Raw genomic sequence first — 13642 nt, forward strand, 5'->3', positions numbered from 1 at the left:
CGCCGCATGCGGGACAGGGAGAGGATGATGCAGAAGATCCTGGTTGCGCGGGCGATCTTTCCGGACGTGGTCGAACGGCTCAGGCAGCATTTCGACGTCGACTGGAACAACGGCGACGCGCTCGCGCCCGATGCGCTCGCCGCGCGGCTCGCCGACAAGGATGGCGCGCTGACCGCGGGCGACCCGATCGGCGCGTCGACGCTGGCGGCCGCGCCCCGGCTGCGCGTCGTGTCGAACATGGCCGTTGGCTACAACAACTTCGACATGGCCGCGTTCAACGCGGCGAACGTGCTTGGCACCAATACGCCGGACGTGCTGAACGAATCCACCGCCGATTTCGGCTGGGCGCTGATGATGGCCGCCGCGCGCCGCATCTCGGAGTCCGAGCACTGGCTGCGCGCCGGGCGCTGGCAGAAGTGGGAATACGACGGCTTTCTCGGCAGTGACGTGCATGGCGCGACGCTCGGCATCATCGGCATGGGCCGCATCGGCCAGGCGCTCGCGCGGCGCGCGCGCGGCTTCGACATGCAGGTGATCTACCACAACCGCTCGCGGGTCGCGCCCGAGATCGAGGCGGCGCTGAATGCCGAATACGTGTCGAAGGAAGCGCTGCTCGCGCGTGCCGATCACGTCGTGCTCGTGCTGCCGTACACGAAGGAAAATCACCACACGATCGGCGCGGCCGAACTCGCACTGATGAAGCCCACCGCGACGCTGACCAACATCGCGCGCGGCGGGATCGTCGACGACGCGGCGCTCGCCGCCGCGCTGCGCGACAAGCGGATCGCCGCGGCGGGCCTCGACGTGTTCGAGGGCGAGCCGAAGCTGAACCCGGCGCTGCTCGACGTGCCGAACGTCGTGCTGACGCCGCACATCGCGAGCGCGACCGAGAAGACGCGCCGCGCGATGGCGAACCTTGCCGCCGACAACCTGATCGCCGCGCTCGGCGAGGGGCCGCGCGCGGGGCGCCCGCCGAATCCGGTCAACCCCGAGGTCATCGGGAAGGCGCGCGCATGACGACGACGTTGTTGATCGCGGCGGTCATCCTGCTGGCCGTCGCGCTGGCGGTGGCGCTCGTCATCGTCGCGCGCGGCGCGGGCCGCAACGACGACGCGGCGCTGCTCGGCGAGCAGATCGAGGACGCGGCGCACGAGCAGGCGCGCGCGTACGAGCGGCTCGAACGCGAGCTGCGCGGCGAGATCGTCGAAAGCTCGCGCGGCTCGCGTACCGAGATGGCGGGCAGCTTCGCGCGGCTGCAGCAGACGCTCGCCGCGCAGCTTACGAGCGTCGCGACCGTGCAGAACAACCAGATCGACGGGTTCGCGCAGCAGCTCGCGAAGCTCGTCGCCGCGAACACGCAGCATTTCGACGCGATGCGCGAGAGCCTGCACCGGCAGGCGCAGCAGGCGCGCGACGAGCAGGGCACGGCGCTCAGGCTGTTCGGCGAGACGCTCAACCGCCAGCTCACCCAGCTCACCGAGGCGAACGACCGGCGCATCGGCGAAGTGCGCGCGACGCTCGAGCAGCGCCTGAAGGAAATCGAGACGAACAACGCGGCCAAGCTCGAGGAAATGCGCCGCACGGTGGACGAGAAGCTGCACGCCACGCTCGAGCAACGGCTCGGCGAATCGTTCAAGCTGGTGTCCGACCGGCTCGAGCAGGTGCATCGCGGGCTCGGCGAGATGCAGACGCTCGCGGCGGGCGTCGGCGACCTGAAGAAGGTGCTGACCAACGTGAAGACGCGCGGCACCTGGGGCGAAGTGCAGCTCGAGGCATTGCTCGAGCAGATGCTGACGCCGGACCAGTACGCGAAGAACGTCGCGACCGTGCCGAAGAGCAGCGAGCGGGTCGAGTTCGCGATCCGCCTGCCGGGGCGTCAGGAGGGTGGCGGCGACGCGCAGCCGGTCTGGCTGCCGATCGACGCGAAATTCCCGCGCGAGGACTATGAGCGGCTGATCGACGCGCAGGAGCGCGCGGATGCGGCTGCGGTCGACGAAGCGGCGCGCGCGCTCGAGGCGCGCGTGCGGGCTGAGGCGCGCACGATCGCCGAGAAGTACGTCGCGCCGCCGCACACGACCGATTTCGCGCTGCTGTTCCTGCCGACCGAGGGCCTGTACGCGGAAATCCTGCGCCGCCCCGGGCTGACCGACCTGCTGCAGCGCGACTATCGCGTGACGGTGGCCGGCCCGACGACGCTGACCGCGCTGCTGAACAGCCTGCAGATGGGGTTCAGGACGCTCGCGATCGAAAAGCGCTCGAGCGAGGTGTGGCAGGTGCTCGGTGCGGTGAAGACGGAGTTCGGCAAGTTCGGCGACGTGCTCGCGCGCACCAAGTCCCAGCTCGAGACGGTCACGCGCTCGATCGAGGCGGCCGAGCAGCGCACGCGCGTGATGAACCGCAAGCTCAAAGAGGTCGAAGCGCTGCCCGGCGACACGGCGGCGGGCCTGCTGGGCGCCGACGGCGCGGACAACGACGACGCGTGATCCGTCTCGCGCGCATGCCGGCCGGCGCGCGTGTGCGAAAAGTGCAAGGGGCGCCGAGGCGCCCCTTGTCGCTGAATGAGCCGCGCGGCCGGCGTCAGCCCGCGAGCGTGGCGAGCGCGTCGCCCGTCACGCGCACGATGCGCCAGTCGGGCATCACGGTCGCGCCCATCTTCTGATAGAAGTCGATCGCCGGCTGGTTCCAGTCGAGCACCGACCATTCGAAACGGGCGCAGCGGCGCTCGACGGCCAGCGCGGCGAGCCGCTTCAGCATCGCCGTGCCGAGGCCGGTGCCGCGCTGCGACGGCTGCACGTAGAGATCTTCCAGATACAGGCCGCGGCGGCCCAGGAAGGTCGAGTAATTGTGGAAGAACAGCGCGTAGCCGACGATCGCGCCGTCGCGCTCGGCGACGAGCGCCTCCGCGGACGGGCGGGGGCCGAACAGTGCGTCGGCGAGGTCGTCCCCGGTGGCGACGAACAGGTGCGTGAGCTTCTCGAAATCGGCCAGTTCGCGCATCAGCGCGAGGATCGCGCCGACATCGCGGGCCTCGGCCGCGCGGAGGGTCGCGGCGCCGCTCATGCTTCCTCCGGCGGGTCGGACAGCACGATCTCGATGCCGCCGAAACGCGACGCGACCCAGTTGTACGCATGGCACGCGATCCACAGCAGCACGAATCCCAGGATCGCGTTCAGCAGCAGCGCGCTCAGGATCGTGCTGAGCTCGACCATCCCGTAGCGGATGTACGCGACGAGAATGCCGAGCAGCACGATCGGCACGCTGAAGGTCAGGTAGACGAGGATCAGCGCCTTGGCGGTCTGCCCCGCGGCGATCGAGGAAATTTGTTTCTTCATGTTCGTATTGCCCCGTAGAAATGTGCTGGGATTGGAATTCAGATCGTGCCGTCGAACGGCAGGATGTCGACCGGCATGCCGGCGTCGATGGCCGCCGCATCGTGCCCGAGCACGATGAAGCAGTTGGCCGCGCTCAGGCCGCTCAGCGACGCGGAGCTTTGCGACCCCGCCGGCGCGACGTGCCAGCGGCCGTCGGCGGCGCGCGTGGCGATGCCGCGCAGATATTCGGTGCGGCCCGGGCGCTTTTTCAGCGCATGCGTGCTGAGCGCCGTGTACATTGCGGGCGATGGCGTCTGTGCGCCGGCCATTGCCAGCAGCGCGGGACGCACGATTGCGTCGAACGTCACGGCGGCCGCGACCGGGTTGCCGGGCAGGCCGAAGAACGGCACGCCGGGCGCTACGGCGCCGCACGCGAGCGGGCGGCCGGGGCGCAGCGCGAGGCTGGCGAACGTGACGTCGCCGAGCCGCGCCATCACGTCGCGCGTGAAATCCGCCTCGCCGGCCGACACGCCGCCCGACGTGACGATCGCATCGGCGCGCGCGGCGGCGTCGCGGACCGCCGCCTCGAGCGCGGCGGGATCGTCCCGCACGATGCCGAGGTCGAGCGGCTCGACGTTCAGGCTGGCGAGCATCGCGAGCAGCATCACGCGATTGCTGTCATAGAGCATGCCGGGAGCGAGCGGCTCGCCCGGTGCGCGCAGCTCGTCGCCGGTGGAGAACACGGCGACGCGCAGGCGGCGGCGGACGGCGATCGCGGCGATGCCGAACGACGCGAGCAGGCCGAGATCCGCGGCGCGCAGGACGCGGCCGGCGGCGAGCGCGCAGGCGCCGCGCGCGAGATCCTCGCCCGCCTTGCGGCAGTTCGCGCCTCGCGGCACGTCGCGCACGGCGAAGCGAATCGTGCCGGCTTGCGCGTCGACGCGCTCCTGCGGAATCACCGTGTCGCATCCGGCCGGCACCGGCGCGCCCGTCATGATGCGGATGCAGCCGCCCGCGGGCACGGCGCCGTCGAAAGGATGGCCGGCGAACGCGGCGCCCGCGATCGCGAGCGTGACGCTGCCGTCGGGCGCGCCGTGCGCCAGTTCGACGCCGTCGAACGCATAGCCGTCCATCGCCGAGTTGTCGTACGCGGGAATGTCGAACGGTGCCTGGACGTCGTGAGCGAGCACCCGGCCGAGCGCGTCGTGCAGCGGCACGGTATCGCACGCGCCGACCGGCACGGCGAAGCGAAGCGCCAGGGCCTGGGCATCGGCGAGCGTCAGCGGCGCATCGTGGCCGGGAGCGGGGCGGGAATCGGACGAGGTCTGCGTGGTCATGAGTCGGGCGGCGCCGCGAGGCGTATCGTGTTCATGGCCGGCATGCCGACAGCGGCGCGCGGGCGCGGCGTCGCATGCGGCGAGCGGCGCGCAGGAAGCGCACGCGGCCCGTCAGCGACGGGCCAGCGCGGCGAGTTCCTGCCAGGAGTTGGCATTGTAAAACGCACGCTCGTCGCGAAACTCGACTTCGACGGTCTTGTGGCGTGCGTACCACGCACGCACCTTGCGCTCGCCCGCCGCGAGCGACGCGGCGAGGTCGTCGGCGAGGGCGGTTCGCAACAGCGCGAAGGTCGGCTGCGGCGCGCGATGCGCGTGTGCGTCGACCGTGACCGCCATCGCGATGTCAGCCTGTTGCGCGTCGAGTGCGGCATGGAGCCGGGCGACCAGCTCGGCCGGCAGGAACGGCGTGTCGCACGGCGCGCACGCGACGAGCGGCGCGCGCGCGGCGCGCATGCCGGCGAGCAGGCCCGCGAGCGGCCCGGGGAAATCCGGCGTCGCGTCCGGCACGACGCGTGCGTGGTACGGCGCGCCCAACTCGGCGTAGCGGTCGAGGTGGCGGTTCGCGCTGACGACGATTTCATCGACTTGCGGCGCGAGGCGGCGCAGCACGTGCAGCGCGAGCGGCGCGTCGTGCAGCGTCTGCAGTCCCTTGTCGGCGCCGTCCATGCGCGTCGCGCGGCCGCCTGCGAGCAGCAGGCCGGTAATGGCGGGAGAGGGGGCGTGAGTCATCGGGCAGGGTTGGCTGGCGGCGTTCAGCCGCCGATGTACGACATTTCGATGCGCTTGCCCGCGGCTTCGGCGGCCTCGGCTGACGTGCCGCCGCGCAGCAGCGAGTAGCGGTCGGTGCGGCGTTGCCAGATCCGTGCGATGGCGGTGGCGATCTCGGCATCGCTCGCGCCGCCGCGTACGAGCGCGCGCAGATCGTGCCCGGCCGTCGCGAAGAGGCACAGGTACAGCTTGCCCTCGGTCGACAGGCGCGCGCGCGTGCAGTCGCCGCAGAACGCCTGCGTGACCGAGGAGATGACGCCGATCTCGCCACCGCCGTCCGCATAGCCCCAGCGCTGCGCGGTTTCGGCGGCACTGTGGGCTTCGAGCGGGACGAGCGGAAATTCCCGATCGATTCGCGCGACGACGTCGGCGGACGGCAGCACCTCGGCCATGTTCCAGCCGTTCGACGTGCCGACGTCCATGTACTCGATGAAGCGCAGCACGACACCCGTGCCGCGAAACCGCCGCGCCATCGGCAGGATCTCGCCGTCGTTCGTGCCGCGCTTGACCACCATGTTGACCTTCACCGGCGCGAGGCCGGCGTCCTGGGCGGCGAAGATGCCGTCGAGCACGTCGGCGCTCGCGAAGTCGGCGTCGTTCATGCGCTTGAACAGCGCGTCGTCGAGCGCGTCGAGGCTCACCGACACGCGTGACAGGCCGGCATCCTTCAGCGCGCGCGCGTTGCGGGCGAGCAGCGAGCCGTTGGTGGTCAGGGTCAGGTCGAGCGGGCGTCCGTCGTGCGTCGTCAGCCGCGCGAGGCGCTCGATCAGGAATTCGAGGTTCTTGCGCAGCAGCGGCTCGCCGCCGGTGATGCGGATCTTCTCGACGCCGTGCGCGACGAACAGGCGCGCGACCCGTTCGATTTCCTCGAAGGTCAGCAGCGCGCTGTGCGGCAGAAATGGATAGTCCTTGTCGAACACCGCGCGCGGCATGCAGTAGACGCAGCGGAAGTTGCAGCGATCCGTCACCGAAATGCGCAGATCGCGCAGCGGCCGCGCGAACGTGTCGCGCAATGTCCCGTCGGGAGTGTGCGCCGCGCCGGAGACGTCCGGAACCGCGCTGACGTCGGCGAGGGGAATGATGCGTCGGGACATGATGATAGAAGTGCGAGCCAGGCTTGTATTTTAGCCGCAGGCATCCGGCTCGGCCGGTGAGCGGAAACCCGGAGCACGGACGAAAAAAATCCCTGCCCGGCGTGGTCCGCCGGGCAGGGATCGGGCTGGTCGTCCGATCAAGGCCCGCCGAGGCGGGCCTTGCGTCGCGTGCGCGACGCGATCAGTGATGCGTTTCGACCTGCTGCATCGGCGTCGAGTCGACCGCCGGCAGCGCCTTGCGCTCGCGCGGCACGCGCGTCGCCTGCGGGAGGTGCGCAGCGGCGTCCTGGGCCGCGCGGAACTTGTCGGCGTCCGTGTTCACCCAGACGAGCCCGGCTTGCTCGAGCACCGTATCGAGGTTCGCCGCCGCCGGTGCGGCCGCGGCCGGCTGCACGCGTTCCGCAACGGGTGCGGGCGCGACGGCTTCGACGGGTGCCGGTTCGGCGTGGGCCGGTTCTGCTTCGACGGCAGGCGCCGGAGCTGCTTCGGCGACAGGAGCCGGCGACGTTTCCGCGATGGCCGGAGCGGCCGGGGCCGGCGTCGGCTCGGCTGCTGCGGCGGGTTGGACCGCGACCTCGGCCGCGACAGGCGCGGCTTCGCCGGCGCGTGCCGATTCAGGCTGCGCGTCGGCGGCAGCCGGCGTGCTTGCCGCAACCGGCTCGACCGTCTCGGCATGCACGGCTTCGGCCACGACGGCGCCAATGGCTGCCACCGCAACCGGTGCGGCCGCGTGGATGGCGGCTTCACCTGCCGTTGCGTGCGCCTCGGACTCCGCGCCCGGCGCGGCGATCGACTCGCCTTCGTCGCCTTCCGCGGCATGGGCGACGAGTGCGCCTTCCTCTTCACGCTCGCGGCGACCGCCACGGCGGCCGCGGCGGCGGCGGCGGCGCTCTTCGCCGTCGCGTGCGGCGGCTTCCGCGTCTGTCATCACTTCGGCGCCGGGCAGGGCCATGTCGTTCTCGACGGCTGGCTCGGCGTGCGGCGCGCTTTCGCCACGGGTGACGGTCTCGAGCGTTGCGGCATGCTGGACCGGCTTGCGGCGCTCGCCGCGCTCACGGCGTTCGCCGCGTTCCTGACGCTCGCCGCGTCCGGCCTCGACGGCTTCCGGCTGCTCGCGCACTTCGCGCGGCTCACGAGCTTCGCGCGGTTCACGGGCCTCACGCGGTTCGCGACCCTCGCGCGGCTCACGGGCCTCACGCGGCTCACGGGCCTCACGCGGTTCGCGACCCTCGCGCGGCTCACGGGCCTCACGCGGTTCACGAGCTTCGCGGGCCTCACGCGGCTCACGACCCTCGCGCGGCTCACGGCCTTCGCGAGCTTCACGACCCTCGCGTGCCTCACGATTGCCGCGGCCTTCACGGCCTTCACGGCCTTCGCGTGCTTCGCGTGCTTCGCGCGGTTCCTTGCCTTCGCGTTCCGGGCGTTGCGGCTGGCCGCCGCGGCCGGCAGCTGCCTGCTCTCGGCCGCCTTGCGGCTGCTGCGTGCCGCCGCGGCGGTTGCGGTTGCGATCACCGCCGCGCTCGGTGCGCTCGGTCTTCTCGGTACGCTCGCGGGCCGGGCGTGCGGCCTGCTCCTTCGCGGGTTCCGGGGCGGGCTGCGGCGCTGCCGGCTGCATGCCGAACAGGTTCTTGATCCAGCCCATGATGCCGCCGCGCGCGGGGGGCGGCGGCGCAACCGGCGCCGGCTCGGGGGCGGCCGGGCGCTGCGGGGCCGGGCTCGGCGCCGGACGCTCCGGCGTGATGCCCTTGACCACGGCTTCCTGCTTCGGCTTCACTTCCGCGGCACGCTTGCTGTAGCCGGTTTCCGACTCCATTTCGCGGGCGGCTTCCTCGGCCATCTTCCACGATGCGCGCGGCTCGTCGAGGCGCGCGTCGTCGTGGCGCAGGCGCTCGAGCTTGTAGTGCGGCGTATCGAGGTGCTTGTTCGGGATCAGCACGACGCCGACCTTGAAGCGCGACTCGATCTTGTTGATTTCCTGACGCTTCTCGTTGAGCAGGAAGGCGGTCACTTCGACCGGCACCTGGCAGTGGATCGCCGCGGTGTTCTCCTTCATCGCCTCTTCCTGAATGATCCGCAGGACCTGCAGCGCGGACGATTCGGTGTCGCGGATGTGGCCGGTACCGTTGCAGCGCGGGCAGGTCACGTGGCTGCCTTCGGACAGTGCCGGGCGCAGCCGCTGGCGCGACAGCTCCATCAGGCCGAAGCGGGAGATCTTGCCCATCTGCACGCGGGCGCGGTCGTGCTTGAGCGCGTCCTTCAGGCGTTGCTCGACCTCGCGCTGGCTCTTCGACGATTCCATGTCGATGAAATCGATCACGATCAGGCCGCCCAGGTCGCGCAGGCGCAGCTGGCGGGCCACTTCGTCGGCCGCCTCGAGGTTCGTGCGGGTCGCCGTTTCCTCGATGTCCGCGCCCTTGGTCGCGCGCGCCGAGTTCACGTCGATCGCGACGAGCGCCTCGGTGTGGTCGATCACGATCGCGCCGCCCGACGGCAGCGGCACCGTGCGCGAGTACGCGGTCTCGATCTGGTGCTCGATCTGGAAGCGGGAAAAGAGGGGCACATCGTCGTGATAACGCTTCACCTTGGAGACGTTATCCGGCATCACGATGTCCATGAATGCGCGGGCCTGATCGTAGATCTCGGTCGTGTCGATCAGGATTTCACCGATGTCCGGCTGGAAATAGTCGCGGATCGCGCGGATCACGAGGCTCGATTCCAGATAGATCAGGATCGGCTGGCCCGGATGGCCGCTTTGCGACGCCGCTTCGATCGCGCGCCAGAGCTGCAGCAGGTAGTTCAGGTCCCACTGCAGTTCCTCGGCGCTGCGGCCGATGCCCGCGGTGCGGGCGATCATGCTCATGCCGTCGGGGATCTGCAGCTGCGCCATCGTCTCGCGCAGCTCCTGGCGCTCGTCGCCCTCGATGCGGCGCGACACGCCGCCGCCGCGCGGGTTGTTCGGCATCAGCACCAGGTAGCGGCCGGCGAGCGAGATGAACGTCGTCAGCGCCGCGCCCTTGTTGCCGCGCTCTTCCTTCTCGACCTGGACGATCAGCTCCTGGCCTTCGCGCAGCGCATCCTGGATGCGCGCCGAGCGCATGTCGATGCCTTCCCGGAAATACTGGCGGGCGACTTCCTTGAACGGCAGGAAGCCGTGGCGATCCTCGCCGTAATTGACGAAGCACGCTTCGAGGGAGGGTTCGATGCGGGTGATGACACCTTTGTAGATGTTGCCTTTGCGCTGTTCGCGGCCGGCGGTCTCGATGTCGATGTCGATGAGCTTCTGCCCATCGACGATGGCGACGCGCAATTCTTCCTGCTGCGTCGCATTGAACAGCATGCGTTTCATGAACGACTCCAGGCGGCTCTGCTGCGGGTGCCTCGCGGGTGTCAGCCGCAAGGGCGGGGTCGACGGCAGGCCGCGCCTTGTTGTGTTGTCACAAGCACGCTGGAGCGAGAACGATGGCGGGAGAATTGCCTGACGGGGCCGGGGCCCGAACGACGGGGCCGGCGGCCATGGGGCACCTGCGAATACGGCTTCAAAGCACGGCGTCGACACTCCGCGCGCTGCAAAAGCGCGCTAAGCCTGTGACCGGGCATTGCCGCCGGCGCGGCGCCATGATTCGTGCGCGGCGCCGTCTGGCGGCAGATGCTGCGGCTGGGCCGCAGCGGGGAGTATCGAATCCAGCCCGACTTTCCCGCCTGGGGTGTTCTTCCCTGGTTTGACGTCGCCAGATCCCGCACTCTTCGCGGGAGAGCATCCGGGCGCACGCCGTAATTTTCGCAACTGGCAGCCCGGCGGGGCGCGCATCGCGCGCCGCCGGGCTGCCCACTGAATTCTTTTCGACCAACATTCCGTTACCGCGGCGTCTTGCCGACCGAATCCGCCTGTGGGCGCGATCCTTGCCTGCTTGCAGACACCGTGCGTGCAACTTGCTGCTTCTCGTTTATACGGGGCGAGCAGCGCGCCCCCGGCGCAAGTAAAATAAGCGTTTGCGCTTGCGCCTCGCTCAGTCCGCCCGGAATCGGCCGATCAGGTCGTCCACCGCGGAAGGCTGGGCAAAATTATATTCAGTATGAAAGAGTTAGGCAAAACATCCCGTAATCCAGTTGCAAGCGGTCAGGTCTCGATGATCGAAATCGACGAGGGCTCGGCCGGTCAGCGGATCGACAATTTCCTGTTGCGCGTCTGCAAAGGCGTGCCGAAAAGCCATATTTACCGGATCCTGAGGAGCGGCGAGGTCCGCGTCAACAAGGGCCGGATCGACGCGCAGTACCGGCTCGCGCTGGGCGACGTCGTGCGCGTGCCGCCGGTGCGCGTGGCGGCCGCCGACCTCGCGCGGGCGGACACGCCGATCGTGCCGCCCGGCCATTTCGACGTGCTGTACGAGGACGACGCGATGGTCGTCATCGACAAGCCGGCCGGCGTCGCGGTGCATGGCGGCAGCGGCGTCGCGTTCGGCGTGATCGAGCAGATGCGCCAGGCGCGCCCGCACGCGAAGTTCCTCGAGCTGGTCCATCGTCTCGACCGCGAGACGTCCGGCATCCTGATGCTCGCGAAAAAGCGCTCGGCGCTCGTCGGCCTGCACGAGCAGATCCGGGAGAACCGGATGGACAAGCGTTACTATGCCTGTGTGCACGGCGAGTGGCTGTCCGACTGGGGCCGCCGCCGCGCGGTGAAGGTGCCGCTTTTCAAGTATTCGACCCCGGAAGGGGAGCGCCGGGTGCGCGTCCAGGACGACGGGTTGCCGTCGCATACCGTGTTCAACCTCGTCGAGCGCTGGCCGGAATACGCGCTCGTCGAAGCGGAACTCAAGACGGGGCGTACCCATCAGATCCGCGTGCATCTCGCGCACCTCGGCCTGCCGATCGTCGGCGACGCCAAGTATGGCGATTTCGCGCTGAACAAGGCGCTGGCGCGCGCGAACGCGCAGCCGTCGCTCAAGCGGATGTTCCTGCACGCACACCGGCTGCGGCTCGCACACCCGCTGACAGGCGAGGCGCTGCAGTTCGACGCGCCGCTGCCGGACGAGTGCCGGCGTTTTCTCGACCAACTGAACGCATTGCGCGACACAGCATGATACGCATGGCTCGACAGCAATTTGACCTGATCGTCTTCGACTGGGACGGCACGCTGATGGATTCGACGGCGCACATCGCCTACAGTATCCAGGCCGCGTGTCGCGATCTCGGTTTGCCCGCGCCGTCCGACGAGGCCGCCCGTTACGTGATCGGGCTCGGCCTGCGCGACGCGCTGCAGATTACCGCTCCGACCCTCGATCCGTCCGACTATCCGCGCCTCGCCGAGCGCTATCGTTACCACTACGTGATCAAGGATCAGCGCATCGAGCTGTTCGCCGGCGTGCGCGAGTTGCTGGTGGAGCTGCGCGACACCGGCTACCTGCTGGCGGTCGCGACCGGCAAGGGGCGGGTCGGGCTGAACCGCGCGCTCGACCAGGCGAAGCTGACGAGCCTGTTCGACGCGACGCGCTGCGCGGACGAGACGTTCTCGAAGCCGCATCCGGCGATGCTGCACGAGTTGACCCGTGAATTGGGGCAGGATCTTGCGCGCACCGTGATGATCGGCGACACGACGCACGACCTGCAGATGGCGGCGAGTGCCGGAGCGGCCGGAGTCGGCGTCGCATACGGCGCGCACTCCGCCGACGCGCTCGCGGCGCTCGAACCGCGCTTCGTCGCGCCCGACGTGGAGGCGCTGGCCGTCTGGCTGCGCGAGCACGCATGAGCGGCGCGACCGGTGTCGCGCCGGTGCGCGTGTGCGCGTCGGACGCGCTGGCCGATGGTGGCGCCGGCGTGCGTGTCGACGCGACGCTGCGCGGCGAGCAGGCGGTCGTGTTTTTCGTGCGCTACGAGGGCCGCGCGTACGGCTATCTGAACCGCTGCGCGCATGTGCCGATGGAACTCGACTGGGCCGAAGGGCAGTTCTTCGAATCGTCCGGCTTATACTTGATGTGCGCGACGCATGGCGCGATTTATGCGCCGGACACCGGCAAATGCGTCGGCGGCCCGTGCCGCGGTGCGCAGTTGCGGCCCGTCGAAGTCGACGAGCGCGACACGCCCGACGGTCGGGCGGTGTTCTGGTCGCCCGACCAGGACCTGCGTCCCGCGACCCCTGACTGACGAAAACAACACATGGCCGATCAACCGATTTCTCCCGATTCCTCTTCCCGTTCCGACAGCTGGGAGCGCGCCGCGCTCGAGCGGATCGCGCTTGCGGCGATCCGGGAGCAGCGCGCGGCGCGGCGCTGGAAGATCTTCTTCCGCTTCGCGTTCCTGGCGGTGCTGCTCGTGCTGGCGTTCGCGGTGATCGATTTGTCGGGCGAGTCGAAGATCTCGACCGGCCGCCACACGGCGCTCGTGACGATCGACGGTGAAATCGCGGCGGGCGGTCAGGCGAATGCGGAGGACATCACGTCCGCGCTCGACGACGCGTTCGACGACGACGGCACGGTGGGTGTCGTGCTGCACATCAACAGCCCGGGCGGCAGCCCGGTGCAGGCCGGCATCGTCTACGACGAGATCCGCCGGCTGCGCGCGAAGTATCCGAAAAAGCCGCTGTACGTGGTCGTCGGCGACATGTGCGCGTCGGGCGGCTACTACATCGCGGCGGCGGCCGACCGGATCTACGTCGACAAGGCCAGCATCGTCGGCTCGATCGGCGTGCTGATGGACGGCTTCGGCTTCACTGGCCTGATGAGCAAGCTCGGCGTCGAGCGGCGCCTGCACACGTCGGGCGAGAACAAGGGCTTTTACGATCCGTTCTCGCCGGAAACGCCGAAGATGGACGCGCACGCGCAGCAGATGCTCGGCCAGGTGCATGCGCAGTTCATCAAGGCCGTGAAGGACGGCCGGGGCGCCCGCCTGCGCGAGACCCCGGACATGTTCAGCGGCCTGTTCTGGACCGGCGAGAAGAGTGTCGAGCTCGGCCTCGCGGACGGCTTCGGCACGACCGACACGGTCGCGCGCGACGTGCTGAAGGCACCCGACCTCGTCGACTACACGGTGAAGGAGAGCCTGAGCAACCGCGTCGCGCGCCGTTTCGGCGCGGCCGTCGGGAACGCCGCGATGAAGGCGCTTTCGTCGGGCGCGCAGGTGAGCCTGCGCTGACGCGCGC

At 69.7% G+C, this 13642-nt stretch carries 12 protein-coding genes; 6 read left to right on the forward strand and 6 right to left on the reverse strand.

The genetic code is table 11. The annotated features are described in order from the left end of the window. Positions 1-27: 27 nt before the first annotated feature. Both LIG30_RS11210 and rmuC read left to right on the forward strand, forming a co-directional pair. On the forward strand, positions 28-1017 hold the full coding sequence (locus tag LIG30_RS11210) for a 2-hydroxyacid dehydrogenase (RefSeq protein WP_038712197.1): 990 nt from the start codon (positions 28-30) through the stop codon (positions 1015-1017). Then, entirely contained in the window at positions 1014-2483 is a 1470-nt protein-coding gene (gene rmuC / locus LIG30_RS11215; protein WP_038712116.1) for a DNA recombination protein RmuC, read from the forward strand. The genes LIG30_RS11210 and rmuC overlap by 4 nt, the downstream gene beginning before the upstream one ends. A 94-nt stretch (positions 2484-2577) precedes the next feature. On the opposite strand, the gene LIG30_RS11220 is transcribed toward rmuC, so the two are convergent. The 6 genes from LIG30_RS11220 to LIG30_RS11245 form a co-directional block, all read right to left on the reverse strand. Continuing rightward, complete coding sequence (locus LIG30_RS11220; protein ID WP_038712118.1) at positions 2578-3060, reverse strand: GNAT family N-acetyltransferase; 483 nt, start codon at positions 3058-3060, stop codon at positions 2578-2580. Continuing rightward, a complete protein-coding gene (locus tag LIG30_RS11225) occupies positions 3057-3332 on the reverse strand; it encodes a hypothetical protein (protein ID WP_006476519.1) in 276 nt (91 codons plus the stop codon). Before LIG30_RS11225 ends, LIG30_RS11220 begins: the two co-directional genes overlap by 4 nt. 38 nt (positions 3333-3370) lie before the next feature. Then, positions 3371-4648, reverse strand: coding sequence for a molybdopterin molybdotransferase MoeA (gene moeA / locus LIG30_RS11230; protein WP_038712120.1), 1278 nt, complete (start codon positions 4646-4648; stop codon positions 3371-3373). A gap of 111 nt (positions 4649-4759) precedes the next feature. Continuing rightward, on the reverse strand, positions 4760-5377 hold the full coding sequence (mobA, locus tag LIG30_RS11235; protein ID WP_038712121.1) for a molybdenum cofactor guanylyltransferase MobA: 618 nt from the start codon (positions 5375-5377) through the stop codon (positions 4760-4762). A 23-nt stretch (positions 5378-5400) separates the two neighbouring features. Further along, complete coding sequence (moaA, locus tag LIG30_RS11240; RefSeq protein ID WP_038712123.1) at positions 5401-6510, reverse strand: GTP 3',8-cyclase MoaA; 1110 nt, start codon at positions 6508-6510, stop codon at positions 5401-5403. A 181-nt stretch (positions 6511-6691) separates the two neighbouring features. Beyond that, entirely contained in the window at positions 6692-9856 is a 3165-nt protein-coding gene (locus LIG30_RS11245) for an Rne/Rng family ribonuclease (protein ID WP_038712124.1), read from the reverse strand. Between the two features lie 727 nt (positions 9857-10583). Between LIG30_RS11245 and LIG30_RS11250 the strand changes: the two genes are divergently transcribed. The 4 genes from LIG30_RS11250 to LIG30_RS11265 are packed head-to-tail and all read left to right on the forward strand — an operon-like array spanning position 10584 to position 13635. Then, positions 10584-11588, forward strand: a complete 1005-nt coding sequence (locus LIG30_RS11250) for an RluA family pseudouridine synthase (protein WP_038712126.1) — start codon at positions 10584-10586, stop codon at positions 11586-11588. Between the two features lie 5 nt (positions 11589-11593). Continuing rightward, positions 11594-12253: an HAD-IA family hydrolase gene (locus tag LIG30_RS11255; protein ID WP_038712127.1), complete on the forward strand. Its 660-nt coding sequence runs from the start codon at positions 11594-11596 to the stop codon at positions 12251-12253. Further along, positions 12250-12648: a Rieske (2Fe-2S) protein gene (locus LIG30_RS11260; protein ID WP_038712128.1), complete on the forward strand. Its 399-nt coding sequence runs from the start codon at positions 12250-12252 to the stop codon at positions 12646-12648. Before LIG30_RS11255 ends, LIG30_RS11260 begins: the two co-directional genes overlap by 4 nt. Before the next feature lie 12 nt (positions 12649-12660). After that, positions 12661-13635: a S49 family peptidase gene (locus LIG30_RS11265; protein WP_038712130.1), complete on the forward strand. Its 975-nt coding sequence runs from the start codon at positions 12661-12663 to the stop codon at positions 13633-13635. Positions 13636-13642: the final 7 nt, after the last annotated feature.

It is taken from the genome of Burkholderia sp. lig30 (genome assembly GCF_000687455.2).
GTDB lineage: Bacteria > Pseudomonadota > Gammaproteobacteria > Burkholderiales > Burkholderiaceae > Burkholderia.

What these genes read in the sequence shown, in the direction of transcription:
- rmuC (WP_038712116.1), top strand. Translation starts at nt 1,014, where the DNA reads ATGACGACGACGTTGTTGATCGCGGCGGTCATCCTGCTGGCCGTCGCG.
- LIG30_RS11225 (WP_006476519.1), bottom strand. Translation starts at nt 3,332, where the DNA reads ATGAAGAAACAAATTTCCTCGATCGCCGCGGGGCAGACCGCCAAGGCG.
- mobA (WP_038712121.1), bottom strand. Translation starts at nt 5,377, where the DNA reads ATGACTCACGCCCCCTCTCCCGCCATTACCGGCCTGCTGCTCGCAGGC.
- LIG30_RS11245 (WP_038712124.1), bottom strand. Translation starts at nt 9,856, where the DNA reads ATGAAACGCATGCTGTTCAATGCGACGCAGCAGGAAGAATTGCGCGTC.
- LIG30_RS11210 (WP_038712197.1), top strand. Translation starts at nt 28, where the DNA reads ATGCAGAAGATCCTGGTTGCGCGGGCGATCTTTCCGGACGTGGTCGAA.
- moeA (WP_038712120.1), bottom strand. Translation starts at nt 4,648, where the DNA reads ATGACCACGCAGACCTCGTCCGATTCCCGCCCCGCTCCCGGCCACGAT.
- LIG30_RS11265 (WP_038712130.1), top strand. Translation starts at nt 12,661, where the DNA reads ATGGCCGATCAACCGATTTCTCCCGATTCCTCTTCCCGTTCCGACAGC.
- LIG30_RS11255 (WP_038712127.1), top strand. Translation starts at nt 11,594, where the DNA reads ATGGCTCGACAGCAATTTGACCTGATCGTCTTCGACTGGGACGGCACG.
- LIG30_RS11260 (WP_038712128.1), top strand. Translation starts at nt 12,250, where the DNA reads ATGAGCGGCGCGACCGGTGTCGCGCCGGTGCGCGTGTGCGCGTCGGAC.
- LIG30_RS11250 (WP_038712126.1), top strand. Translation starts at nt 10,584, where the DNA reads ATGAAAGAGTTAGGCAAAACATCCCGTAATCCAGTTGCAAGCGGTCAG.
- moaA (WP_038712123.1), bottom strand. Translation starts at nt 6,510, where the DNA reads ATGTCCCGACGCATCATTCCCCTCGCCGACGTCAGCGCGGTTCCGGAC.
- LIG30_RS11220 (WP_038712118.1), bottom strand. Translation starts at nt 3,060, where the DNA reads ATGAGCGGCGCCGCGACCCTCCGCGCGGCCGAGGCCCGCGATGTCGGC.